Below are 22,637 nucleotides of genomic sequence, written 5' to 3'. Positions count from 1 at the left end.
CGCGTAGCCCGCGCTGCACGGCGCGCGCCAGGCCGTCGACGTGGCGAAACAGCAGAGATTACAGTTGGCACGCTTTTGGCTCTCTTACCTGCAGATAGCTATCAAACTGCCAGCCTGGCACGGACCAGCCAAGGAATCGGGTGCTATGAGTAAGCCCAACAGCCACACCGCGAAAAGCACGGCACCGTGATTGCCTGCACCACAGCCATCCCGAACACGCGCTGGAAGGGCTCAATCGCATCACCGGCCTCAACTTTGCGCGCTGGCTCGAGTCGCCGGCAGTACGCGCGCCGGTTGAGCAAGATGCTGACGTCGATTACTGGCTCGAGCGCGACTGGCAACTGTACGCCTCGTTAACCAGGTCAAGTGCATCGCGGCTAAAGCCGCTCCTACGGTTTGTGCATTCTCTCGAACAATAAAAAACCCCGCGGCCAAGGCGCGGGGTTTTTGTGTTTCCGATTGGGTGACGCGGCTCAAGCCAGCGCTTGTTGGCTCTGGGCGACGGCGGGTTCCACGGCTTGAACAAACAATTCCTCGACCACCAGGCTGGTAGGCGCCATGGCCGAGCGCAAGCACACCTGCATGTCTTCAATCTTCTGCTTTACCGGCACGCGGCCGATGCCGGACAGCAAGATTTTGCCCTGACCGTTGACCTTGCTGTGGTCCACCAGCACTTCGCGGCGGGCACCGGCGTCGCGGTAGCTGATGACCAGCGACACCGGCAGATTGGCCAGGCCGGGCAGTTGCAGCCAGGCGGCGACGTTGAAGTCAGCTACGCGACCGTCGTATTCGGTCACGAGCAGGCGGGCGGCGTCGGTGATGCGCGACGGCACGGGGCCGATCAGCTTGTCGTGGGCTTGAGACATGGAGGCTTCCGGGCTGATTTTAGAATGGGGTGTAGGGACAGACGGCCGAAATTATAGGCACGGCGGTACAAGCAAACTGTAGCGCTTGGCCGCCGGTCGGCGTGATCGGTCTCGCAGTTTTGACTATTAGGCCAGCTTCACGGGGTGACGGCTGACCGAGGCTGTTTCCAGGTTGGCCGGCGGCAAGGGCAGGGCGGCCTGGTTGTGCACGCTGACCATTGCAGCCAGAGATTTTCGCCAGCGCTGAACTGGCCATTGGGCAGCCACAGGCCGTGGTTCCAGCCGCCACCGACAACCGGCGTGCTTTGCAATACGCCTGGGGGAGTCCCCTGCGTGCTGGGGCTGCGTCGCAGCCACACCGGGCGCGGCAGGCCTTTTAAATAGCGCAGGCCCAAATACAGGCCGTCGGCGTTCTGGTGCCGCCAGCGCAACAGGGCGAGGGGTGGGTGTGCCGCTGTTGGTCAGCAGCAGTACCAACTGGCCGACGGGCAGCAAACGGCCTTGGTCGGCGTTGCACAACAGGCGCGCGCCGCCGGAGCTGGTGTCGAGCATTTGCGCGGCGCAATGGCCCGGTCGGTGCTCAAGCAGTTGCGCATGAATGGCTGGCAAGCCGACCACCAAACTGCAATCGCCAACCTGATCGGAGCGCTCATGGCGACGCGGTTGGCGACCCAGCCAGTGGTGTCGCACCCGCTGCAGCAGTTCGCCTTCCACCTTGGTTTGCAGCGGTGCTGGTTCGTGCAGCGCGACCAGCAACGCGCCCAATTCGAAGCGGCGCAAATACGCTGGATCGCTGTCGGCGTGTTGCTCAAGGGCAGGCTGGGTTGCGATTCGGTCAGGTCAACGATTGGCCCTTCGGTGTCGTCTTCGTCATCCCACGGCAGCAAGCGCGCCAGACTCGCCAGCAGCGCCAATGCGCTGAACAATTGCGGGCTTTCGCCTTCAGCCAAATGGAATGGATTGCTCAAGGACAGCAGCAGCATTTGCTGGTACAGGCCACGCAAGGTGTTCGCGGGCAGCGGATGAAACGCGGCGGCCACGGGCTCGTCGAGACACTCCTGGTGCTCGCCAATCCAGTACAGCAAATGGCTGTCGCGCCACAGGCTGGCCGGGTGGCTCTTGGTACAGCTGGTAATGGCGCAACAGGTTCTGCGCCAGGAAGTGCTGGGCCATATACAGGCACCAGGCCAAGTGCGGGCGCGAAGGTTGCCGGCCTTGCAGAATCTGCAGCAGCAGGCGCTTGAAGCCAGATGGCCATTTCCCCACAGAAACGCACAAACAACATCGGCGGCGTGTTGCCGTGACGGTAGTGCTCGGCGTAGTGACGATACTCATCGCTCAGACTTTGCAGCGCGCGTTGCGCCTTTCGAGTAAGGTCATGGCGCTGCGATTGAGGCGAAACAGCAAACCGAGCACCAGGTGCAGCGCGCCTTCATGGGATTGCAGGCGGGCTTCGGCCAAGCGCTCATTGAGATCGGCCAGCGGCGCGGCCGTTTCGTCGAGGATGTCCGGCACCTCTAGGCGTAGGGCGTCCAGTGTCATACCACCCTGCAGATACGAGGATCGAATGCATGGTTGCGCTTGCGCGTAGGGTCATTAAAAAAGTGCTCATGGGGCAGATTGCGTTAGGTATCTGCGCGGGGCTTTTGCTGGCTGGCTGCGCTGATGACTACGGCGTCGATCAGCATGGACGAAAGGTAACGGCTGAGCAGTTGGATGGCCAGTGGTTAGTGATTAATTACTGGGCTGAGTGGTGCGGACCCTGCCGCACGGAGATTCCAGAGCTGAATAGCCTGTCCGAGCAACTCAAAGGTCAGCACGCGCAAGTGCTCGGTGTGAACTTCGACGCCCTGCAAAGCGAGGCGCTGAGTAAGGCCAGCGAAACCATGGGCATTCGTTTTACCGTACTGGCGAGCGATCCCGGCGAGCGCTTCAAACTGCCGCGCAGCGAGGCGTTGCCGGTCACGTATCTGGTCGACCCGAAAGGCCAGGTGCGCGAACGCCTGATGGGCGAACAAACCGCAGCGGGCCTGAGCAAGCGCCTGGCTGAACTGCAAGCGAAGGAGTAGCGCAATGGCTCGAATCTGTTTGCATGGCTATGTCAGTGGCAAGGTGCAGGGCGTGTTCTTTCGTCAAAGCACCGAGACTGAAGCCACTCGATTAGACCTTGATGGTTGGGTACGCAATTTGGCTGATGGCCGGGTTGAGGTGTTGGTTGAAGGCGAAGAAGAGGCGGTGCGGGAATTAGCTGCCTGGCTGGAAACCGGGCCGAAAAAGGCCAAGGTGACAGCGGTGGAGTTGCAGGAACATCCGCTGCAGGGGATTGCCGGGTTTGTGGTTCGTGGGTGAAAAACGCGATGTCCTGGCAGAGCCCATCGAGGCTAAAGCCTCTCCCACAGCAGCGCGTTCAACTGTGGGAGAGGCTTTAGCCTCGATGCGTCTCAGGGTTTCACATACCAATAATCCTGCCAATAACCGACCACCTTCCCTGAATACGTGGTTTTGCCGAGGCTGCCGTTGTAGCGGGCCAGGGCGCGGTTAAGGTCGCCGTTCTCTTTCTTCAGGTAGTAGCTGAGGATGGTGCAGCCGTAGCGCAGGTTGGTGGCGTTGTCGGTGAGGTTGTCTTGCTCGCGGCCCAGTTCGGCCTTCCAGAAGGTCATCACCTGCATCATGCCCTGGGCGCCGACTGAGGAAATGGCGAAGCGATTGAAGCGGCTCTCGGCATGAATCAGCGCCATGACCAACTCTGGCTTCAGCCCGGCTTTGCTGGCTTCGTGGTGCACCTGTTTGAGCAGCGTCAGACGCTCTTCAGCGTCGGGCATGTAACGGCTTAGCCGCGTGGACATGTCGAGCAGCCAGACTTCAGCGTCGTAGCGATCAACAAAACTGTCCGCCTCGGACACTGTGCGTTGCAGCAGGTCGCGCAACTCCGGTTCCGGCGCCTGGCGCACATTTGCGCTCAGGGGCAGGGCGAGTAGTAACAGGCAGCACAGCGCCAGGCGCAGGCACGCGGTCATGCCAGGCTCAGTTGTTGGCGCCAGGATCGGCCACGAGGCGGCCGGCATCCTTGCGCAGCGAGGTGAAAATTCCTGCTGCAACTCGGGGTCGTTGCGGGTCAGTTCAACCAGGCTTTGTTCCAACTCGTTGGCTTCTTCTTCCAAGCCCAGGTCAGACAGGCGCTTGACCCGGTGCACCCACTGCGCGACTTCGTCATCTTCCAGATCGTCGTAAATCAGCGCGTGCGCTTCCAGCAACTTGCCGCGCAGGGTGCGGCTGACTTGCAGAGTGGCGTCGGCGCGGGTGTGGTCTTGATCGTCTTCTACGCTCAGCACGATTTTGCCGACGCGGCTGACATCCTGTTCGGCAAACGGCCCGTCGAGCAGATTAAGGCGCAGCACGCCGTTGCGGTCTGTGCTCAATTCGTGGGTTTGCGGGCCTGCTTTGATCATCACCGGACGTTCAGCCCAGGGCAGGCTGGAATACTCGGTAAGTTTGTCTTTCTGCAGTTCGTTGATGCGCGCCAGGTTTTGCTCGGAGCGTCCGTTGGACTGCACGTTCATAAAAGGATTGAGGCCCGCAAAACCGTAGTCGATCCAGCCTTTGGTCGCTGTTTCCGGGACGTTGCCGAGCAACACCACATTCACCACGTTGGCGCCCACGCCGGCCACCACTGCCACTACGCCAAGCGGCACTTCGTACAGCTCGCGCCACGCCTGGTAAGGGGTGTAGCGGTCGTAGATGCGGGTGACTTCGAATTCAGTGACCTCGAAGGTTTTCTGGTCCTGAATGCGCACGCGCCGCTGCGGCAGTTCGAGTATGTCGGGTTGCCCCACGTCGATCTGCAGGCTGTGGTTGAGCAGTTTGCGCTCAGCGCGGTCCTCGCGCTCAGCCCGCTGCGACATGTGATTGGCGCAGCCGCTGAGCAGCAAGGCGCCGCACAAGGCGGCGCCGATGAGGCTAATGGAACGTGGCTTGAACATGGGAGCTCTGGCTAACACTCAACGACCGGTACGGGCCTGGATAAAAGACAACACCTCGGCAACCGGAATGGCTTGCGCCTCGGTTTCCCGACGGTTTTTGTATTCCAGATTGCCTTCGGCCAGACCACGGTCACTGACCACGATGCGGTGCGGGATGCCGATCAACTCCATGTCGGCAAACTTGATGCCGGGGCTGGTTTTCTTGTCACGGTCATCCAACAGCACTTCGAAGCCGGCAGCGGTGAGGTCGGCGTAGAGCTTGTCGGTCGCCGCGCGCACGTCTTCGTTTTCGTAGCGCAGCGGTACCAGCGCGATCTGGAAGGGCGCCAGGGCGTCGCTCCACAGAATGCCGCGCTCGTCATTATTCTGCTCGATGGCAGCTGCCACCACGCGCGACACGCCGATGCCATAGCAGCCCATGGTCAGAATGGCGGGTTTGCCGTTCTCACCCATCACGGTGCAGTTCATGGCTTCGCTGTATTTGCTGCCGAGCTGAAAGATATGCCCGACTTCAATGCCGCGTTTGATTTCCAGCGTGCCTTGGCCGTCCGGGCTTGGGTCGCCGGCCACCACATTGCGCAGGTCAGCGATTTCCGGCAGCGGCAAGTCGCGCTCCCAGTTCACGCCGAAGTAGTGCTTGTCGTCGATGTTGGCGCCGATGGCGAAGTCGCTCATCAGGGCAACCGAACGGTCGATGACGCAAGGCAATGGCAAGTTCAGCGGGCCGAGGGAACCGGCGCCAGCGCCGATGGCGTTGCGCAGTTCTGCCTCGGTGGCGAATTCCAGCGGGCTGGCAACCTGCTCAAGATTGGCGGCCTTGATTTCGTTCAACTCGTGGTCGCCACGAACGATCAGCGCCACCAACTTGCCTTCTTCGGAACCATGCACGACCAAGGTCTTGATGGTTTTCTCGATGGGCAGGTTGAAGCCTTCTACCAGCTCGGCGATGGTTTTGGCGTTTGGCGTGTCCACCAGGCGCATTTCTTCGGTCGCGGCGCCGCGAGAAGTTTCGCGCGGAATGGCTTCCGCTTTCTCGATGTTGGCGGCGTAGTCCGACACGTTGCTGAAGGCGATATCGTCTTCACCCGACTCGGCCAGCACGTGGAATTCGTGCGAGCCGGTGCCGCCGATGGAGCCGGTGTCGGCTTGCACAGGGCGGAAGTTCAGGCCCAGGCGGCTAAACACATTGCAGTACGCCTGGTGCATGCGGTCGTAGGTTTGTTGCAGGGAGGCCTGGTCGATATGGAACGAGTAGGCGTCTTTCATGGTGAATTCGCGGCCGCGCATCAAACCGAAGCGTGGGCGGATTTCATCGCGGAATTTGGTCTGGATCTGATACAGGTTGATCGGCAACTGTTTATAGCTGCTCAGCTCGTTGCGCATCAGATCGGTGATGACTTCTTCGTGCGTCGGGCCGACGCAGAAATCACGCGCGTGGCGATCTTTCAAGCGCAGCAGCTCAGGACCGTATTGTTCCCAGCGCCCGGATTCCTGCCACAGCTCGGCCGGTTGAATGGCGGGCATCAAAACTTCGAGCGCACCGGCCGCGTTCATTTCTTCACGAACGACAGTTTCAACTTTGCGCAAAACACGCAGGCCCATCGGCAGCCAGGTGTACAGGCCAGAGGCCAGTTTGCGGATCATGCCGGCACGCAGCATCAGCTGGTGGCTAACCACGACGGCGTCGGTTGGGTTTTCTTTGAGGGTCGAGAGCAAATACTGACTGGTACGCATGTTTGGCCGTTATATCAGTTGCGAAGGCAAGGAAGTGCTCGGCATTGTACGGGGCCTGTACTGCCGCGTACAGGATTCAGGCCACCGCAATGTAAGGGGTTTCCAGTGTCCGCTTTGACTGCTGAACAAGTACAAGCCTTGATCCGATTTGGTGTGCCGATGGCCGAGGATATTGACCTGTGCATCGACCAACTGGACGCCAATAACGCCTACGCCCGCGTGCCGTTCCAGGCCAAATTGGTGCGCCCGGGCGGCACCGTTTCGGGGCCGACGATCATGGCGCTTGCCGACGCCGCGATGTACGCCGTGGTGCTGGGGCGCCTCGGCAAGGTCGAGATGGCAGTGACCGCGAACTTGAACATCAACTTTCTGGCGAAACCAAAGCCGGTCGACTTAATCGCCCATGCGCAAATACTTAAACTAAGTCGTCGTCAAGCGGTGTGTGAAGTGTCTTTATATTCGGCGGGCGATGATGACAATCTAGTGGCTCATGTAACGGGAACCTATGCACTTCCGTTGTAAGTTAGTTAAACCGTACCAACTTGCAGACAAAAAAAAGCCCGGCTAATGCCGGGCTTTTTTCTTTATATCGAATTACCTGCTGATTTCTGGATTACAGAATGCTCAGTGGGTATTCGACGATCAGGCGCAGTTCGTCCAACGATTCCGAGTAAACGGCATCGGCCGAACGGTAGGTCGCTTGACGTACACGCAGGCTCAGGTCTTTAGCTGGGCCGTCTTGCAGAACGTATTTAACGTCTACGTCACGTTCCCACTCTTTGCCGTCGTTAGTAGCGCCAGTGTTAGCGTCAACACCTTTGACATAACGGGTCATGAAGGTCAGGCCTGGAACGCCGTAAGTGGTCAGGTCCAGTTTGTACATAGCACCGTACGAGCGCTCGTCTTCAGCGTTGAAGTCGGAACGTGCGATGGAGTTGGCCAGGAAGATAGTGCCGCCGCCGTCGATGCCATAAGCGTAAGCGCCGTCGCCGTCGATCTGCTGGTATTGCAGTTGGAAGGTGTGAGCACCGATGGTGTAGGCGCCGCTCAGGCTGAATGCGCGGTTGTCGAGCGCATCTTCCGAGTAGTCGCTACCAGTACGGCCATCGCCTTTGGTGTCGTAAATGTTGAAATCGAAAGCCAAAGATTGGTCTTCGGCCAGCGGCAGCGCGTAGTTGACGTTGGCGTAGTACTTACGGAAGTAATCTTCTACTTTCGAATAGTACAGAGTGGTGCTCAGCGAGTCGGAGATCGCGTAGGTGCCACCGAGTACGTTGGCCTCGGTCAAACCTGGGCCTTTTTCATGGGCGTCGTTGTCGAAACCGATGCTGTCATGATAGGTCTGAGACTGAGCGTTCAACGAGGTGAAGTGACCCGCGTTCAGTTCCAGGCCCTGAATTTCTTTGCTGGTCAGCAAGAAGCCTTCAACGGTTTCTGGCAGCAGACGGCTGTCGTCGGTAGCCAGAACTGGCATAGCGGTGAACTGGGTGCCGTATTTCAGAACAGTGCTGGATACGCGCATTTTCACAGCGCCGCCCGATTCGCCGTAAGCGTCTTCGGAGCGACCATCACCATCGGTAGGGAACAGGCCGGTGTTGTTGTGGCCACGACCGCCGTCCAGTTTGATGCCGGCCAGGCCGATAGCATCAACGCCAAAACCTACGGTGCCTTGAGTGAAGCCTGATTCGAAAGTACCGATGAAGCCTTGGCCCCATTCTTTCGAGTAGTTCTGACCAACGTGACCGCTAGCGCGGACATCACGGGAGAAGTAGAGGTTGCGAGCCAGAACACTCAGGCTGCTGTCTTCTACGAAGCCCTTAGAGTCGGACTGTTCGCTGGCTACTGCCAGTTGGGTGCTGCCCGCTACTGCGAGGGCGATTAAGCTCCACTTCATCACTTGCATCGTGATTGCTCCTTTGGTTTAGAAGTTGCGCTGCCCATCTTATTTGTTGTATGGGCTAGCTCTTTCTTTTTGTGTCGGCGCTAAGTTATAGCACGGCGACATTGTTGGCGACAGATAGTGCAGAGAGCCCTACAAATTCTTTACGACAATGTCGCAAAAGCTTATGTGGCATGTCGCAAATTCGTAGTTTTACGCTTGCATCCTAGCGATTACTTTTTCCGTGACTTCTGATGATTAACGAGTCGATAAAAACCGCTCTCATTAATCCCTTTTAAAGACCAACGGTTAATTCCTGTCCGTAGGGTTAACTGTTGTTCCAAGCAAGGTACACAAACACTGTTGGGCGTATGTGCTCATTGATCTTGGTTTGGGATAAAGCAATTAGCGTGCACAAACGCCAAAACGATCGTGAAAATTTCGTAATGTGTGATTTTCTGAGCGTTGCGTTGAGCAAAGCACAACAGAAGCGGGGTTTGCCGCTGCGCTTGGGTGGCGCGGCGGGCTGCGGCCAACCGTTACTAGCGGTGGCAGTAACGCTGCAAAAGTGGGGCTTGCGGCGCTTGGGTAACAAAGTGTGCACAGCGGCGGTGCATGGTCGAGCGGCTCGCGCTCGGAGCTGGCGCCGTTTTGGTGCGGCTCATACTGGCGGGCGATAGACGCGTCGCAGGGACGTTCGCTGTTGTGAACTTGCCCCGGGGTAGTGGGGCGAATGATCAGCTAAGCAGGTATCCTTGCGTCATCGCGCGGTCGGCTTGGTCGCAGCGCTTGGCATCGTTGTACCTATATATAAGTAGGAGTCTGTGTATGTTCGCCCTGGATTCACGTTTGCAGAACGACACCCTGCTGATCGGCGACTTTCCGTTGTGCCGTTTATTGTTAATGAATGACGACCATTATCCGTGGTTCATCCTGGTTCCGCGTCGCGAAGAAGTGAGCGAGTTGTTCCAACTCAGTGGTGACGAACAGCAGCAGCTGTGGCACGAAACGGTCACGCTGACGGAGCTTTTGAAGGACACCTTCGCCGCCGACAAAATGAACGTCGCCACGCTCGGCAATGTGGTGAGTCAGTTGCACATGCACGTGATCGTCCGTCGGCGCAGCGATGCCGCGTGGCCGGCGCCGGTGTGGGGCAAGTTTCCAGCGCAAGCCTATGCCGCCGAACAGGTTGCCGCGATCCGCGCGAAGTTGCGTTCGGTGTTGGGCAGCGATTTCACGTTCGCTGAGGAGTAAGCCATGACCTTGGAAAACCGAGTGATGGAGCTGGAAACCAGGCTGGCGTTTCAGGACGACACCATTCAGGCGCTGAACGACGAGCTGGTCAGTCAGCAGCGAATCATCGAGCGCCTTAGCTTGCAGATCGCCGCGCTGGCCAAGCGCCAGGAAGATATGCAGAGTGGCTTTGGCATGAGCGAACACGAGGCACCGCCGCCGCACTATTAATAGAAGGCTTTTCGACAGTTACAAAAAAACCCGCCAGCGGCGGGTTTTTTTGTGGGTGTAGCCAGCGCTTAGCGACGTAGCGGAAGGGCTGCGATCACATCCTCAGCTTGCAGGCCTTTGTCGCGCTGCATTACCGAGAACTCAACGCGTTGTCCTTCGACCAGCACGCGGTGACCTTCGCCACGAATGGCGCGGAAGTGCACGAAGATATCGTCGCCGCTGTCGCGGGAGATAAAGCCGAAGCCCTTGGAGGTGTTGAACCACTTCACGGTGCCGGTTTCGCGATCACCCAGGTCTTGCGGTACTGCTTTTGCTGCGACCTTTCATGCGCAGGTTTGCGCACAAGTGCAAGACCACAGCGAGCAGCACGGTGAGCAGGCTAAGCAATACGGCTGGTTGGCCGCCGATGACCGGAAGCGGGGCCAGCAAAATCAGCACTTGCAGCACAACGGCCAGCACCAACAATGCGCTGACCAGGCCTTGAACTTGTTGGCGTGCGCCCATGTGCCAGATTGGGAAAAGAGGGGCCAGCAACAGGTTGATCAAACCAAACAGAGCGAGGTAAACGGCATCGGGCTGTTGCAGGTAAGGAAGGCTGTCGGCATGGAGACTAGGAGCGAAAGACAGGAGTAGTGCGGCGACTCCTACAAGCAGGTGGACGATTTTCAGCATGTGCAATGAGCTCACTTATAAGGATATTCAGCAGAAGAGCGGGGTGGGGCACGGGTTGCCGTAACTGAAAATCGGCTCTCGACACGCGTTCCATCCGCCTATGCGCCGCGCCAAGCGGCAACACGGGGGAGTATTTAACAGCAAAGCGGAGGGCTACTCAAATCAGCGCGCTTAGCGCTGGCTCGGGCAGGTGGGGGTGAACTTGATTGCGGCCGCTGCGTTTCGCTTGATACAGGGCGTCATCGGCTCGGGTGAGCAAACTTTCGAGGTTGTCGCCGGCTTCCGCCAGGGCGAAACCGAACGAGGCGGTGATGGTGTCGAGGATCTCGTCAGTACGGCGAACTTTCACTCGCAGCGCCTGAATTTTCAGGCGTAATTGTTCCGAAAACGCGTGGGCAGTTTCCAGGTCCGGGCATTCGCCCATGATCACGCAGAACTCTTCACCGCCATACCGCGCCGCCATCGCCCGCGGCGGCAACAGCTCACGCAGCAGCTGGCCGACGTGCTGAAGCACGCGGTCGCCGAGTGGATGGCCGTACTGGTCGTTGAAGTGTTTGAAATGATCGATGTCCAGCATGACCAGCGCGACGCCTTGATGGCCGTTGCTTAGTGTCTGCTCGAGCAAGCGGGTAAAAGCGTGGCGGTTGAAAACGTTGGTCAGGCTGTCGAGCGTCGCGGCCATATGGGCACGTTCGAGCTGGCCGCGCAGGTGCGAAATTTCTTCTTGGGCGCTGCGCAGGCGGTAGAGGAATTTTTCTTGCTGGTCCTGCATAAGCTGGGTGCTTTGTTGCAGGTCGTTGAGCACGCTGGGCAGGTCGTCGATCAGCGGTTCCTGCAAGGCGCTTAGGCCGTGGTTGAGGCTGTCTTGATAGGCTTTGCTGGTGCTGACGCTTTGCGAGACGCCGCCTTCGATGTCGTCGACCAGTTCAATGACTTGCTGCTGCCCGGCGCGCGCTTCTTCAAGTTCGCCGCGAATAATGAAGTCGCGAAAGAGCTTCGCTGCGGTTTCTGGTGGAAAGCTATCGAAATCTTTAACGGCTTTGTCGAGCCGACGATTGAGCTCCGGCTCCTTGCCTTTGCTGTAAGTGTACCAGAGCGCGTAATGCACGGGGTTGGGCGGAATATCGTGGCGCACCATGAGTGGCACGGCCTGCTTTAACAGATCAGCTGCCTCGCGGGTCTCCTCCGGATAGAGACTGAGAATGGTGGGCGATTTCGGCGGCTGGCTCATGCGTCGTACAAGTTCAAACTATTGATTGCCAGAGCATAGAGCAGCCACACAGCTTGCGCCTAGCAAAAGGCCCGGTTTTGCGCCGGGCCTTTACTGTTTTTGCGGGATTGGATCACGCTGCCAGGAGGCTGCGAAGCATCCATGCGGTTTTTTCGTGGATCTGCATGCGCTGGGTCAGAAGGTCGGCGGTAGGCTCGTCGCTGACTTTGTCCAATAGCGGGAAAATGCCACGCGAGGTGCGCACGACCGCTTCCTGGCCCTGAATCAGTTGCTTGATCATGTCTTCGGCGCTCGGTACGCCTTCCTCTTCTTTAATAGAGGAAAGGCGAGCGTAAGCGGCGTAAGTGCCTGGCGCGTTGAAGCCAAGGGCGCGGATGCGCTCGGCGATGGAGTCGACGGCCAATGCCAGCTCGGTGTACTGGCCTTCAAACATCAGGTGCAGGGTGTTGAACATTGGACCGGTGACGTTCCAATGAAAGTTGTGGGTTTTCAGGTACAGGGTGTAGGTGTCGGCGAGCAAGCGAGACAGGCCTTCAGCAATGGCGGCGCGGTCCTGTTCGGCAATTCCGATATTGATTTCCATGGCATTTCTCCTTTTTCAGGCTAATGAAGACGGGCTGACGCGATGGCGAGAGCCTAGCATGGGCCCTGGGGGTGATGTCGCGGTGCGAGAGTCAATAAATGCTATTGGAGCAAATGCATTGCACGCTTGGACGCCTGCGCTGTTAATCGCGTTCAGTTCGCGCACGACTTTCCGCTTAATTGACTGTTAGTGGCTGCTGGCGTGCACGGTTTTTGGGTTTATTGCCGGGCGCGATCCGTCATATACTCCCGCACCTTGCCGCGAGCAGGCGTCCCCTGCGCAATCGCGGAGCGCCCAGGGCCAGCCCCAGGGCCGAGTTTGCAGTCACGCATGCTGAGATGAGCCAAATGCCAATTTACGATTACCAATGCGCTTCCTGTGGCCATCAGATGGAAGCCATTCAGAAATTCAGCGATTCGCCTCTGGTCGATTGCCCGACCTGCAAGGCCCCCGAGTTGAAGAAGTTGCTGTCCATGCCGGGCTTTCGTTTGAAGGGCAACGGCTGGTACGAAACCGATTTCAAGACCGGCGCTAAAAAGAACCTCGCTGGCGGCGACAAAGCCGATTAAGCAGCACCCCGATTAGTCGAATTACGAGAAGCGAAACCACCATCATGATGCGCAGCCATTATTGCGGCCAATTGAACGAGAGCCTGGAAGGTCAGGAAGTCACCCTGTGCGGTTGGGTTCATCGCCGCCGAGATCACGGCGGGGTGATCTTCCTAGACATCCGCGACCGTGAAGGTCTGGCCCAGGTGGTATTCGACCCGGACCGCGCCGATACCTTCGCCAAGGCTGACCGCGTGCGCAGCGAGTACGTGGTGAAAATCACCGGTAAAGTGCGCCTGCGTCCGGCCGGCGCCAACAACGCCAACATGGCATCCGGCGCCATTGAAGTGCTGGGCTATGAGTTGGAAGTGCTCAACGAAGCGGAAACCCCGCCGTTCTCGCTCAACGAATACACCGACGTCGGTGAAGAAACCCGTTTGCGCTATCGCTTCATCGATTTGCGCCGTCCGGAAATGGCCGAGAAGCTCAAGCTGCGCTCGCGCGTGACTAGCAGCATCCGCCGCTACCTCGACGAAAACGGTTTCATCGACGTGGAAACGCCGATCCTCACCCGCGCCACGCCTGAAGGTGCCCGTGATTACCTGGTGCCTAGCCGCACCCACCCCGGTAGCTTCTTCGCCTTGCCACAATCTCCGCAGCTGTTCAAACAACTGCTGATGGTTGCCGGCTTCGACCGTTACTACCAGATCGCCAAATGCTTCCGCGACGAAGACCTGCGTGCTGACCGTCAGCCGGAATTCACCCAGATCGACATCGAAACCAGCTTCCTCGACGAAGACGACATCATCGGTATCACCGAGAAGATGATTCGCCAGCTGTTCAAGGAAGTGTTGAACCTGGAATTCGGCGAATTCCCGCACATGCCGTTCTCCGAAGCCATGAGCCGCTACGGTTCCGACAAGCCGGACCTGCGTATTCCGCTGGAACTGGTGGACGTTGCCGATCAGCTCAAAGACGTGGACTTCAAAGTGTTCAGCGGTCCGGCCAACGACCCGAAATGCCGTATTGCCGCCCTGCGTGTTCCTGGCGGTGGCGCCATGCCGCGCAAGCAGATCGACGATTACACCAAGTTCGTCGGCAATTACGGCGCCAAGGGCCTGGCCTACATCAAGGTCAACGAGCGTGCTAAAGGCGTTGAAGGCCTGCAGTCGCCGATCGTGAAAAACATTCCGGAAGCTAACCTCAACGTCATTCTTGACCGCGTAGGCGCTGTGGATGGCGACATCGTGTTCTTCGGCGCTGACAAAACCAAGATCGTTTGCGATGCCCTCGGCGCGCTGCGTATCAAAGTTGGCCATGACCTCAATCTGCTGACCTGCGAATGGGCGCCGATGTGGGTGGTGGACTTCCCGATGTTCGAAGAAGCCGACGACGGCAGCCTGAACTCGCTGCACCACCCGTTCACCTCGCCCAAGTGCACCCCCGAAGAGCTGGAAGCCAACCCGGCTGCCGCTCTGTCGCGCGCTTACGACATGGTGTTGAACGGTACTGAGTTGGGTGGCGGTTCAATCCGTATCCACGACAAGGCCATGCAGCAAACGGTATTCCGCGTGCTGGGCATCAGCGAAGAAGAACAAGAAGAGAAGTTCGGCTTCCTGCTCGACGCGCTGAAATTCGGTGCACCGCCCCACGGTGGTCTGGCGTTTGGCCTCGACCGTCTGGTGATGCTGATGACCGGTGCGCAGTCGATTCGTGAAGTGATCGCCTTCCCGAAAACCCAGAGCGCTGCCGATGTGATGACGCAGGCGCCGGGCGAAGTCGATGCGCGTCAGCTGCGCGACCTGCACATTCGTTTGCGCGAGCAAGTCAAAGCCGACTAAGCATTCGGTTGGGCTTTACAGCGCCCCTCTCTCACTCGGGACAGGGGCGTTTTCAATTCAAGTGTGAGTTATTGGACAGGTCGGAGCGAGTTATGGCGGGTCATTCCAAATGGGCCAACATCAAGCATCGTAAAGGGCGTCAGGACGCCAAAAAGGGCAAGATTTTCACCAAGCTGATTCGTGAACTGACGGTCGCGGCCAGCCAGGGCGGCGGCATTCCAGCCGACAACCCGCGCTTGCGGCTCGCGGTGGACAAGGCGCTGGGCGCCAACATGACCCGCGACACCATCGACCGCGCGATCGCCCGCGGCGTTGGCGCGGACGACGGCACCAAGGTTGAAGAGTTGAGCTACGAGGGCTACGCACCCAACGGTGTGGCGGTGATCGTCGAAGCCATGACCGACAACCGCAATCGCACCGCTGCGGCGGTGCGTCACGCCTTTACCAAGTGCGGCGGCAACCTCGGCACCGATGGTTCCGTGGCGTATATGTTCGACCGCAAAGGCCAGATCAGCTTCGCCCCCGGCGTCGATGAAGATGCGCTGATGGAAGCGGCACTTGAAGCGGGCGCGGACGACGTGGTCACCCATGAAGACGGCTCCATCGATGTGTTCACCAGTTTCGTCGACTTCATTTCCGTCAACGAAGCGCTGCAAAAAGCCGGCTTCAAAGGCGAGGAGGCGGAGATCAACATGATTCCGTCGATCACCGTCGAGCTAAGTGAGCTGGAGACGGCGCAGAAGGTGCTCAAGCTGATCGACATGCTCGAAGACCTGGACGACGTGCAAAACGTGTACTTCAACGGCCAGATTCCAGAAGAGATCATGGAGCAGGTGGGGTAACCCCGGTGGAAATCGCATCGAGGCTAAAGCCCTCTCCCACAGGCAGGTACGGTTCCTGTAGGAGAGGCTTTAGCCTCGATTGCGCCCCATAGGGGATGTTCGGCAAACCGCCTGCGCCGCCGCAACCGTCGCTATGCGCGTCCCCCATCTGCCTTTAAGCTGACCCCCACTTAACCTCTTTGCTCAATCGCAGGTGCTATGACCCTTATTCTCGGCATTGACCCCGGTTCCCGCATCACCGGTTATGGCGTGGTGCGTGACATCGGGCGTGGCTGTGAGTACGTGGCCTCGGGCTGCATCCGTACCGGCGCCGGCGAGCTGCATGAACGGTTGCAAATAGTGTTTCGCGGCGTGCGCGAGGTGATCGAAACGTACGGGCCGATCACCATGGGTATCGAGAAAGTGTTTATGGCCAAGAACGCCGACTCCGCACTCAAGCTCGGTCAGGCCAGGGGCGCGGCGATTGTTGCCGCCGCCGAGCATGGGCTGGAAATTGCCGAGTACACGGCTACCCAAGTGAAGCAGGCAATTGCCGGCACGGGCGGGGCGGACAAGCAGCAGGTGCAGTTGATGGTGATGCACTTACTGAAATTGACACAAAAACCGCAGATCGATGCCTCTGACGCGCTGGCAATTGCCTTGTGTCATGCCCACACTCGCTCCAGTTTGATTCCTCACGGCTTGGTCGGGGCTCGCAGTCGCGGCGGGCGTCTGCGTCTGTGAGGCTGCGCTTCTTTATTAAGGAACTGATGTTGTGATTGGACGCCTGCGCGGGACCTTGCTGGAAAAGCAGCCGCCGCACCTTATCGTCGATGTGAATGGCGTGGGGTACGAAATCGAAGTGCCGATGACCACGCTGTATCGCTTGCCGTCGCTGGGCGAGCCGGTGACGTTGCACACCCATTTGGTGGTGCGCGAAGACGCTCATTTGTTGTTCGGTTTTGCCGAGAAAGCGCGAGCGCGAGCTGTTCCGTGAGCTGATTCGTCTTAACGGCGTGGGGCCAGAAGCTGGCGCTGGCGCTGATGTCTGGCCTGGAAGTCGATGAGCTGGTGCGCTGTGTGCAAGCGCAAGACACCTCGGCACTCACCCGCATTCCCGGCGTCGGAAAAAAGACCGCTGAGCGCTTGCTGGTGGAATTGAAAGACCGCTTCAAAGCCTGGGAAACCGTGCCGGGCATCGCCACTTTTGTCACTGAACCCTCGGTGCCGGTGGCACAGTCTCAAGTGCGGAGAACGATGCCGTGAGCGCCCTGATTTCCTTGGGCTTTAAGCCGCAAGAGGCCAGTCGCGCGGTATCGGCGGTGCAGGAAGAAGGTTTGAGCAGCGAAGAATTGATCCGTCGTTCATTGAAAGGAATGGTTTAAGTGATAGACGCCGATCGCCTGATCACCGCTTCTGGCCGTGACCGCGATGAACAACTGGACCGCGCCATTCGGCCGCTGCGCCTGGCTGAGTACATTGGTCAGCCGAAAGTCCGTGAGCAGATGGAGCTGTTTATTCAGGCGGCGCGCGGCCGTGCCGAATCCCTTGACCACACCTTGATCTTCGGGCCGCCCGGTCTGGGTAAAACCACGCTCGCCAACATCATTGCCCAAGAAATGGGCGTGTCGATCAAGAGCACTTCAGGCCCGGTGCTGGAGCGTCCTGGTGATCTGGCCGCGATGCTGACCAACCTTGAGCCCGGCGACGTGCTGTTTATCGATGAAATCCATCGCCTGTCGCCCATCGTTGAAGAAGTGCTGTACCCGGCGATGGAAGATTTTCAACTCGACATCATGATTGGCGAAGGGCCCGCTGCACGCTCGATCAAACTCGATTTGCCTCCTTTTACCCTGGTCGGCGCCACTACCCGCGCGGGCATGCTCACCAATCCGCTGCGTGACCGTTTCGGCATTGTTCAGCGCCTCGAGTTTTACAGCACGGCAGACCTGGCCACGATCGTTCAGCGCTCGGCCGGCATTCTTGGCCTGCCGCTGGATCCCGAGGGCGCGTTCGAAATTGCCCGTCGCGCCCGTGGCACGCCGCGTATTGCCAACCGCTTGCTGCGCCGTGTGCGTGACTTCGCTGAAGTGCGTGCCCAGGGGGCATATCACGCGCGCGATTGCGGACCTGGCGCTGAATCTACTGGATGTCGATGAGCATGGTTTCGATCATCAGGACCGGCGTCTGCTGCTGACCATGATCGAGAAGTTCGACGGCGGCCCGGTGGGCGTCGACAGCCTGGCGGCGGCCATCAGTGAAGAACGCCACACCATCGAAGATGTGCTCGAACCCTACCTGATTCAGCAGGGCTACATCATGCGTACACCGCGCGGTCGTGTGGTGACGCGCCATGCTTATCTGCACTTTGGCCTCAACGTGCCCAAGCGCATGGGTGATCTGCCGCAGACCGATCTGTTTGCAGTGGACGAATAAGATGAACTTGCAGATGCAAATCGATGAAAAACAGTTGGTTTGCCCAATTGGCAACCCGGGGAGTAAGCACTAGAGTATGCGCGCGCAAAATGGGCTTGAGCCGTTCACCCATCGCTGTCGGGTTTACTACGAAGACACCGATGCCGGCGGCATCGTTTACTACGTCAATTATCTGAAATTCATGGAGCGGGCCCGCACCGAGCGGCTACGTGATCTGGGCTTTTCCCAGTCACAGCTGGCGGGCGACATGTTGTTTGTCGTGCATTCCAGCGAAGCGCGTTATCACGATGCCGGCGCGGTTGGACGATGAGCTGCTGGTGAGCGCCGATGTAATCGAATTAAACCGTGCCAGCCTGCGCTTCCGTCAACAGGTGCGGCGGGCTACGGATAAAACGCTGCTCTGTGAAGGGCAGTTCCTGGTGGCCTGTGTGCGCGCCGACAGTTTGAAACCCCGGGCCATTCCCGAAGCGTTGCGTACCGCCTTTGCCGGCGTGAGCGACGCGGGTACATCTAAAGCAGGAGATTAAGCGTGGAAGCCACCGTCGTCGACCATACCTCTATGTGGAGCCTGATCAGCAACGCCAGCATCGTGGTACAGCTGGTCATGCTGATCCTTGTAGGCGCATCGGTTACCTCATGGATCATGATTTTCCAGCGCAGCACCATGATCCGTGCAGCCCGCCGTTCGCTTGAATCGTTTGAAGAGCGCTTCTGGTCGGGTATCGATTTGTCCAAGCTGTATCGCCAAGCGGGTGCCAACCCGGACCCGGATTCGGGCGTGGAGCAGATTTTCCGTGGCGGTTTCAAAGAGTTCTCGCGCCTGCGTCAGCAGCCGGGCGTTGACCCGGATGCGGTCATGGACGGCGTGAACCGTGCCATGCGCGTTGCCATCTCCCGCGAAGAAGAAAAGCTCGAGCAGAGCTTGCCGTTCCTGGCCACCGTAGGTTCCACCAGCCCGTACATCGGTCTGTTCGGCACCGTGTGGGGCATCATGAACTCGTTCCGTGGTCTGGCCTCCGCTCAACAAGCCACGCTGGCGACCGTAGCGCCGGGTATTGCCGAAGCCTTGATCGCCACGGCCATCGGCCTGTTCGCTGCGATTCCAGCGGTAATTGCCTACAACCGTTTTGCTGCTCGCGGCGAAACCCTGATCGGCCGCTACTACACCTTCGCCGATGAATTCCAAGCCATCTTGCACCGCAAAGTGCACACCAGCGACGAATAAGACGCCGGTTCTACTGAAGGCTATATGGAAAGGTTTTAACTCATGGCACGTATTCGTAAGAGACGTAAACCAGTCGCCGAAATGAACGTGGTGCCCTACATCGACGTGATGTTGGTGCTGCTGGTGATTTTCATGGTGACTGCCCCGATGCTCAACCAGGGTGTCAAGGTGGACTTGCCCAAGGTGTCGAGCGACGCTTTGCCGCAAGACAACAACACTCAGGTGCTGACCATTTCGATCAAGGCCGACAAGACCTACTACTGGAACCTGGGTAGCGAAGTGGACACCGACAAGCAGCAGGCCAAAGCCTTGACGCTGCCGGAAATGACCACTGCCGTGACTGCGATCATGAATCAGAGCCGCGCTCAGGGTAAGCAGACTCAAGTGTTTATCCGCGCCGACAAAGTGGTCGACTACGGTGCCGTGATGGCCGCCATGGGCGGGCTGCAGCAAGCGGGCGTGGGTAACGTCGGCCTGATTACCGAGGCGCCCTGATGCAGGAACGCGAGCGCTCCTCATCGGAAGGCTATTTCTGGCCAAGTATCTGGGCGGTAGGGCTGCATGTCCTGCTGTTCGGCATGCTGTTTGTCAGCTTTGCTTTTACGCCGGAGCTTCCACCGACTAAACCCATTGTTCAGGCCACACTGTACGAGCTCAAATCCAAGAGCCCGGCGACCACGCAGACCAATCAAAAAATTGCCGGCGAGGCGAAGAAAACCGCTGCCAAGCAATATGAAGTCGAGCAACTGGAAGCCAAGAAAGTTGAGCAGGAAAAGCAGGCCGTGAAGGCCGCGGAACAAAAGAAAGCGGAAGAAGCTCAAAAAGCCGAACAAGCAGAGCAGGCTGAGGCGGAAGCGGCGAAAGCGGCTGATGCGAAAAAAGCGGCTGAAGCAAAAGCGGCCGAAGAAAAGAAACTCGCCGATATTGCGAAAAAGAAAACCGAAGAAGAAAAGAAAAAAGCTGAGGAAGAGGCGAAGAAGAAAGCCGACGCCGAAGCTGCGAAGAAAAAAAGCTGCAGATGATGCCAAGAAAAAGGCAGCGGATGCGAAGAAAGCAGCAGACGCTAAAAAGAAAGAAGCGGAGGCCGTGAAAAAGAAAGCAGCCGAAGCAGCCCGCAAATCCGCTGAAGATAAAAAGGCGCAGGCGCTGGCAGAACTGCTTTCGGATACAACCGAGCGTGAGGCGACCACCGCTGATGAAGTGGGCGACACGGTTTCCGGTAACTTCGACGATTTGATTCGTATGCGGGCTTCGGAAGTGTGGACTCGTCCACCAGGCGCCCGAAATGGTATGGCCGTGGTTCTGCAGATCACCATGCTGCCGGACGGCACAATTACCAGTGCAAGCATTGCCAAGTCGAGCGGTAACGCGCCGTTTGATAACTCGGCTGTAGCCGCAGTGAAAAATATTGGGCGTTTAGTAGAAATGCAGGGTCTGAGTCCTACTGACTTTAATCCGTACCGTTCATTTAAGATGACCTTCAAACCTGAGGATCTAGATTTGTGATCAACCTTCTTCGAGGAATGCTCCTGGTCCTTTGCTGCGCTGCAGGACTGGCAGTGGCAGAGGAAAAAAACATCGTGGTCGGCACCGGTTCTGACCGTGCCATCCCGATTGCCGTGGTTCCGTTTGGCTGGCAGGGCGGCAATGTGTTGCCTGAAGACATGTCCGACTTGATCGGCAAAGACCTGCGCAACTCCGGTATTTTCGAGCCGATCCCGCGTCAGAACATGATCAGCCTGCCGACTCAGGCTAGCGAAGTGATCTTCCGCGACTGGAAAGCACTCGGCGCCCAATATGTGCTGGTTGGCAACATCGCGCCTAACGGCGGCCGACTGCAAGTGCAGTTTGCCTTGTTCAACGTGGCCACCGAGCAGCAAGTATTTGCCGGTAGCGTTGGCGGTACTACCGACCAACTTCGCGATATGTCGCACTACGTTTCGGATCAGTCGTTTGAAAAACTTACAGGCATCAAGGGCGCGTTTTCTACCCAGATGCTGTATGTGACTGCCGAGCGTTTCTCCGGCACCAATACTCGTTACACCTTGCAGCGTTCCGACTATGACGGCGCTCGCGCCGTGACATTGCTGCAATCGCGCGAGCCAATTCTGTCGCCGCGTTTCGCCAGCGACGGCAAGCGCATCGCCTATGTGTCGTTTGAACAGAAGCGTCCGCGCATCTTTATTCAGCACATCGATGCCGGTCGCCGTGAGCAAATCACCAACTTCGAAGGCCTGAATGGTGCGCCGTCTTTCTCGCCGGATGGCAGCAAGTTGGCGTTCGTATTGTCGCGTGATGGCAACCCGGAAATTTATGTGATGGATCTGGGTAGTCGGCAAATGACCCGCGTGACCAATCACTACGCAATTGATACCGAACCGTTCTGGGGCAAGGACGGTCAGACTATTTACTTCACTTCGGATCGCGCTGGGAAACCACAGATCTATAAGACGAATATTGGCGGCGGTGCAGTTGATCGGGTGACCTTTGTAGGTAACTACAATGCCAACCCTAAACTGTCTGCTGACGAGAAGACGTTGGTGATGATTCACCGTCAGGACGGGTTCACCAACTTCAAAGTTGCGGCGCAGGACCTTCAAACGTCCCGTTTGCGCATTCTTTCAGATACTAATCTGGATGAGTCGCCTACTGTTGCGCCCAACGGCACCATGGTAATCTACGCCACCCGCCAGCAGGGCCGTGGAGTCTTGATTCTTGCCTCCATCAATGGACGAGTAAAACTCCCGATTCCAACCGCGCAAGGCGAAATCCGAGAGCCATCCTGGTCGCCCTTCCTGAACTGACGCGGCGCTACACCTTTTACTTAACACACTGGGGTTCATTAGGAGTTTTACTATGGAAATGTTGAAATTCGGTAAGTTCGCAGCTCTGGCTCTGTCCATGGCCGTAGCAGTAGGTTGCTCCTCCAAAGGCGGCGACAACGCTGGCGAAGGCGCTGTTGATCCAAACGCTGGCTACAACGCTAACAACAGCGGCGTAGACGGCAGCATGAGCGAAGAAGCTGCTCTGCGCGCTATCACTACTTTCTACTTCGAATACGACAGCTCGGATCTGAAGCCAGAAGCCATGCGCGCTCTTGACGTTCACGCCAAGGACCTGAAAGGCAACGGCGCTCGCGTCGTTCTGGAAGGCAACACTGACGAACGCGGCACCCGCGAGTACAACATGGCTCTGGGCGAGCGTCGCGCCAAAGCTGTTCAGCGCTACCTCGTGCTGCAAGGTGTTTCCCCAGCTCAGCTGGAACTGGTTTCCTACGGTGAAGAGCGTCCAGTTGCTACCGGCAACGACGAGCAATCCTGGGCTCAAAACCGTCGCGTTGAACTGCGTAAGTAATTC

General features: G+C 58.2%; 21 protein-coding genes and 6 pseudogenes. 17 read left to right on the top strand and 10 right to left on the bottom strand.

Features of this window, described 5'->3' with window-relative positions; all coding sequences use genetic code 11:
- Nucleotides 1–473: 473 nt before the first annotated feature.
- Together ACZZZP_RS16865 and ACZZZP_RS16860 are read right to left on the bottom strand one after the other, a co-directional pair.
- The gene (locus ACZZZP_RS16865; protein ID WP_463536721.1) at nucleotides 474–866 is read right to left on the bottom strand and encodes a hypothetical protein; all 393 of its coding nucleotides are present in this window, start codon (nucleotides 864–866) and stop codon (nucleotides 474–476) included.
- A 126-nt stretch (nucleotides 867–992) separates the two neighbouring features.
- Nucleotides 993–2,408: pseudogene (locus ACZZZP_RS16860) on the bottom strand (PilZ domain-containing protein).
- 29 nt (nucleotides 2,409–2,437) lie between these two features.
- Here ACZZZP_RS16860 and ACZZZP_RS16855 point away from each other — a divergent pair.
- On the top strand, nucleotides 2,438–2,935 hold the full coding sequence (locus ACZZZP_RS16855; protein WP_463536720.1) for a TlpA disulfide reductase family protein: 498 nt from the start codon (nucleotides 2,438–2,440) through the stop codon (nucleotides 2,933–2,935).
- A gap of 4 nt (nucleotides 2,936–2,939) precedes the next feature.
- Complete coding sequence (locus tag ACZZZP_RS16850; protein WP_122493933.1) at nucleotides 2,940–3,215, top strand: acylphosphatase; 276 nt, start codon at nucleotides 2,940–2,942, stop codon at nucleotides 3,213–3,215.
- A 92-nt stretch (nucleotides 3,216–3,307) separates the two neighbouring features.
- On the opposite strand, the gene ACZZZP_RS16845 is transcribed toward ACZZZP_RS16850, so the two are convergent.
- The 3 genes and pseudogenes from ACZZZP_RS16845 to ACZZZP_RS16835 form a co-directional block, all read right to left on the bottom strand.
- On the bottom strand, nucleotides 3,308–3,688 hold the full coding sequence (locus tag ACZZZP_RS16845) for a lytic transglycosylase domain-containing protein (protein WP_463536959.1): 381 nt from the start codon (nucleotides 3,686–3,688) through the stop codon (nucleotides 3,308–3,310).
- 202 nt (nucleotides 3,689–3,890) lie between these two features.
- Nucleotides 3,891–4,846, bottom strand: a pseudogene (locus ACZZZP_RS16840) (hypothetical protein).
- Nucleotides 4,847–4,864: 18 nt separating this feature from the next.
- Nucleotides 4,865–6,580, bottom strand: a complete 1,716-nt coding sequence (locus ACZZZP_RS16835; RefSeq protein ID WP_463383516.1) for a proline--tRNA ligase — start codon at nucleotides 6,578–6,580, stop codon at nucleotides 4,865–4,867.
- A gap of 114 nt (nucleotides 6,581–6,694) precedes the next feature.
- Here ACZZZP_RS16835 and ACZZZP_RS16830 point away from each other — a divergent pair, with 114 nt between their 5' ends.
- Nucleotides 6,695–7,102: a PaaI family thioesterase gene (locus ACZZZP_RS16830; protein ID WP_463384737.1), complete on the top strand. Its 408-nt coding sequence runs from the start codon at nucleotides 6,695–6,697 to the stop codon at nucleotides 7,100–7,102.
- 91 nt (nucleotides 7,103–7,193) lie between these two features.
- Here the strand turns inward: ACZZZP_RS16830 and ACZZZP_RS16825 are convergent, their stop codons facing one another.
- A complete protein-coding gene (locus ACZZZP_RS16825) occupies nucleotides 7,194–8,483 on the bottom strand; it encodes an OprD family porin (protein ID WP_463383515.1) in 1,290 nt (429 codons plus the stop codon).
- 804 nt (nucleotides 8,484–9,287) lie between these two features.
- Here ACZZZP_RS16825 and ACZZZP_RS16820 point away from each other — a divergent pair.
- On the top strand, nucleotides 9,288–9,713 hold the full coding sequence (locus ACZZZP_RS16820) for an HIT family protein (RefSeq protein WP_122493928.1): 426 nt from the start codon (nucleotides 9,288–9,290) through the stop codon (nucleotides 9,711–9,713).
- 3 nt (nucleotides 9,714–9,716) lie between these two features.
- Nucleotides 9,717–9,923: a SlyX family protein gene (locus tag ACZZZP_RS16815; RefSeq protein ID WP_122493927.1), complete on the top strand. Its 207-nt coding sequence runs from the start codon at nucleotides 9,717–9,719 to the stop codon at nucleotides 9,921–9,923.
- A gap of 68 nt (nucleotides 9,924–9,991) precedes the next feature.
- Here the strand turns inward: ACZZZP_RS16815 and ACZZZP_RS16810 are convergent, their stop codons facing one another.
- The 4 genes from ACZZZP_RS16810 to ACZZZP_RS16795 all read right to left on the bottom strand — a co-directional run bounded on the left by ACZZZP_RS16810 (nucleotide 9,992) and on the right by ACZZZP_RS16795 (nucleotide 12,409).
- Nucleotides 9,992–10,216: a cold-shock protein gene (locus ACZZZP_RS16810; protein ID WP_163016622.1), complete on the bottom strand. Its 225-nt coding sequence runs from the start codon at nucleotides 10,214–10,216 to the stop codon at nucleotides 9,992–9,994.
- On the bottom strand, nucleotides 10,209–10,595 hold the full coding sequence (locus tag ACZZZP_RS16805; protein ID WP_463536719.1) for a cold shock domain-containing protein membrane protein: 387 nt from the start codon (nucleotides 10,593–10,595) through the stop codon (nucleotides 10,209–10,211). Before ACZZZP_RS16805 ends, ACZZZP_RS16810 begins: the two co-directional genes overlap by 8 nt.
- 157 nt (nucleotides 10,596–10,752) lie before the next feature.
- Nucleotides 10,753–11,826 (bottom strand): GGDEF domain-containing protein, encoded by a 1,074-nt coding sequence (locus ACZZZP_RS16800; RefSeq protein ID WP_463536718.1) that lies wholly within the window; start codon nucleotides 11,824–11,826, stop codon nucleotides 10,753–10,755.
- A gap of 112 nt (nucleotides 11,827–11,938) precedes the next feature.
- Entirely contained in the window at nucleotides 11,939–12,409 is a 471-nt protein-coding gene (locus tag ACZZZP_RS16795; RefSeq protein ID WP_122493924.1) for a Dps family protein, read from the bottom strand.
- A gap of 347 nt (nucleotides 12,410–12,756) precedes the next feature.
- On the opposite strand from ACZZZP_RS16795, the gene ACZZZP_RS16790 reads away from it, so the two are divergent.
- From ACZZZP_RS16790 to pal, 12 genes and pseudogenes are all read left to right on the top strand, one after another.
- Nucleotides 12,757–12,978 (top strand): FmdB family zinc ribbon protein, encoded by a 222-nt coding sequence (locus tag ACZZZP_RS16790; RefSeq protein WP_110616213.1) that lies wholly within the window; start codon nucleotides 12,757–12,759, stop codon nucleotides 12,976–12,978.
- 44 nt (nucleotides 12,979–13,022) lie between these two features.
- A complete protein-coding gene (gene aspS / locus ACZZZP_RS16785) occupies nucleotides 13,023–14,798 on the top strand; it encodes an aspartate--tRNA ligase (protein ID WP_463383513.1) in 1,776 nt (591 codons plus the stop codon).
- A gap of 92 nt (nucleotides 14,799–14,890) precedes the next feature.
- The gene (locus ACZZZP_RS16780) at nucleotides 14,891–15,640 is read left to right on the top strand and encodes a YebC/PmpR family DNA-binding transcriptional regulator (protein ID WP_463383512.1); all 750 of its coding nucleotides are present in this window, start codon (nucleotides 14,891–14,893) and stop codon (nucleotides 15,638–15,640) included.
- 198 nt (nucleotides 15,641–15,838) lie between these two features.
- Nucleotides 15,839–16,363 carry a crossover junction endodeoxyribonuclease RuvC gene (ruvC, locus tag ACZZZP_RS16775; protein WP_122493921.1) on the top strand — a complete coding sequence of 175 codons (525 nt, stop codon included), beginning with the start codon at nucleotides 15,839–15,841 and terminating at the stop codon, nucleotides 16,361–16,363.
- A 31-nt stretch (nucleotides 16,364–16,394) separates the two neighbouring features.
- A pseudogene (gene ruvA / locus ACZZZP_RS16770) lies at nucleotides 16,395–17,004 on the top strand (Holliday junction branch migration protein RuvA).
- Nucleotides 17,005–18,055 (top strand): annotated as a pseudogene (ruvB, locus tag ACZZZP_RS16765) (Holliday junction branch migration DNA helicase RuvB).
- A gap of 76 nt (nucleotides 18,056–18,131) precedes the next feature.
- A pseudogene (ybgC, locus tag ACZZZP_RS16760) lies at nucleotides 18,132–18,582 on the top strand (tol-pal system-associated acyl-CoA thioesterase).
- A 2-nt stretch (nucleotides 18,583–18,584) separates the two neighbouring features.
- A complete protein-coding gene (gene tolQ, locus ACZZZP_RS16755) occupies nucleotides 18,585–19,280 on the top strand; it encodes a protein TolQ (protein ID WP_122493917.1) in 696 nt (231 codons plus the stop codon).
- A 42-nt stretch (nucleotides 19,281–19,322) separates the two neighbouring features.
- Nucleotides 19,323–19,775, top strand: a complete 453-nt coding sequence (gene tolR / locus ACZZZP_RS16750) for a protein TolR (RefSeq protein ID WP_122493916.1) — start codon at nucleotides 19,323–19,325, stop codon at nucleotides 19,773–19,775.
- Nucleotides 19,775–20,786, top strand: a pseudogene (gene tolA, locus ACZZZP_RS16745) (cell envelope integrity protein TolA). The gene tolR and the pseudogene tolA overlap by 1 nt, the downstream one beginning before the upstream one ends.
- 17 nt (nucleotides 20,787–20,803) lie before the next feature.
- Nucleotides 20,804–22,084: a Tol-Pal system beta propeller repeat protein TolB gene (gene tolB, locus ACZZZP_RS16740; RefSeq protein ID WP_463536958.1), complete on the top strand. Its 1,281-nt coding sequence runs from the start codon at nucleotides 20,804–20,806 to the stop codon at nucleotides 22,082–22,084.
- A 52-nt stretch (nucleotides 22,085–22,136) separates the two neighbouring features.
- Complete coding sequence (pal, locus tag ACZZZP_RS16735; RefSeq protein WP_122452781.1) at nucleotides 22,137–22,634, top strand: peptidoglycan-associated lipoprotein Pal; 498 nt, start codon at nucleotides 22,137–22,139, stop codon at nucleotides 22,632–22,634.
- The last annotated feature ends 3 nt before the right edge of the window (nucleotides 22,635–22,637 follow it).

This window comes from Pseudomonas sp. AC211, assembly GCF_979258055.1.
The sequence above is the reverse complement of the archived record's forward strand: the minus strand, read 5'-3'. Positions and strand labels throughout refer to the sequence as shown.

Bases quoted from the DNA above. Each gene is read 5' to 3' on its own strand.
- ACZZZP_RS16815 (WP_122493927.1), top strand. From the start codon at position 9,717: ATGACCTTGGAAAACCGAGTGATGGAGCTGGAAACCAGGCTGGCGTTT.
- ACZZZP_RS16795 (WP_122493924.1), bottom strand. From the start codon at position 12,409: ATGGAAATCAATATCGGAATTGCCGAACAGGACCGCGCCGCCATTGCT.
- ACZZZP_RS16820 (WP_122493928.1), top strand. From the start codon at position 9,288: ATGTTCGCCCTGGATTCACGTTTGCAGAACGACACCCTGCTGATCGGC.
- ACZZZP_RS16800 (WP_463536718.1), bottom strand. From the start codon at position 11,826: ATGAGCCAGCCGCCGAAATCGCCCACCATTCTCAGTCTCTATCCGGAG.
- ACZZZP_RS16835 (WP_463383516.1), bottom strand. From the start codon at position 6,580: ATGCGTACCAGTCAGTATTTGCTCTCGACCCTCAAAGAAAACCCAACC.
- tolR (WP_122493916.1), top strand. From the start codon at position 19,323: ATGGCACGTATTCGTAAGAGACGTAAACCAGTCGCCGAAATGAACGTG.
- ACZZZP_RS16805 (WP_463536719.1), bottom strand. From the start codon at position 10,595: ATGCTGAAAATCGTCCACCTGCTTGTAGGAGTCGCCGCACTACTCCTG.
- ACZZZP_RS16855 (WP_463536720.1), top strand. From the start codon at position 2,438: ATGGTTGCGCTTGCGCGTAGGGTCATTAAAAAAGTGCTCATGGGGCAG.
- ACZZZP_RS16850 (WP_122493933.1), top strand. From the start codon at position 2,940: ATGGCTCGAATCTGTTTGCATGGCTATGTCAGTGGCAAGGTGCAGGGC.
- ACZZZP_RS16865 (WP_463536721.1), bottom strand. From the start codon at position 866: ATGTCTCAAGCCCACGACAAGCTGATCGGCCCCGTGCCGTCGCGCATC.
- ACZZZP_RS16790 (WP_110616213.1), top strand. From the start codon at position 12,757: ATGCCAATTTACGATTACCAATGCGCTTCCTGTGGCCATCAGATGGAA.
- tolB (WP_463536958.1), top strand. From the start codon at position 20,804: ATGCTCCTGGTCCTTTGCTGCGCTGCAGGACTGGCAGTGGCAGAGGAA.
- ACZZZP_RS16845 (WP_463536959.1), bottom strand. From the start codon at position 3,688: ATGCCCGACGCTGAAGAGCGTCTGACGCTGCTCAAACAGGTGCACCAC.
- ruvC (WP_122493921.1), top strand. From the start codon at position 15,839: ATGACCCTTATTCTCGGCATTGACCCCGGTTCCCGCATCACCGGTTAT.
- ACZZZP_RS16780 (WP_463383512.1), top strand. From the start codon at position 14,891: ATGGCGGGTCATTCCAAATGGGCCAACATCAAGCATCGTAAAGGGCGT.
- aspS (WP_463383513.1), top strand. From the start codon at position 13,023: ATGATGCGCAGCCATTATTGCGGCCAATTGAACGAGAGCCTGGAAGGT.
- ACZZZP_RS16825 (WP_463383515.1), bottom strand. From the start codon at position 8,483: ATGCAAGTGATGAAGTGGAGCTTAATCGCCCTCGCAGTAGCGGGCAGC.
- pal (WP_122452781.1), top strand. From the start codon at position 22,137: ATGGAAATGTTGAAATTCGGTAAGTTCGCAGCTCTGGCTCTGTCCATG.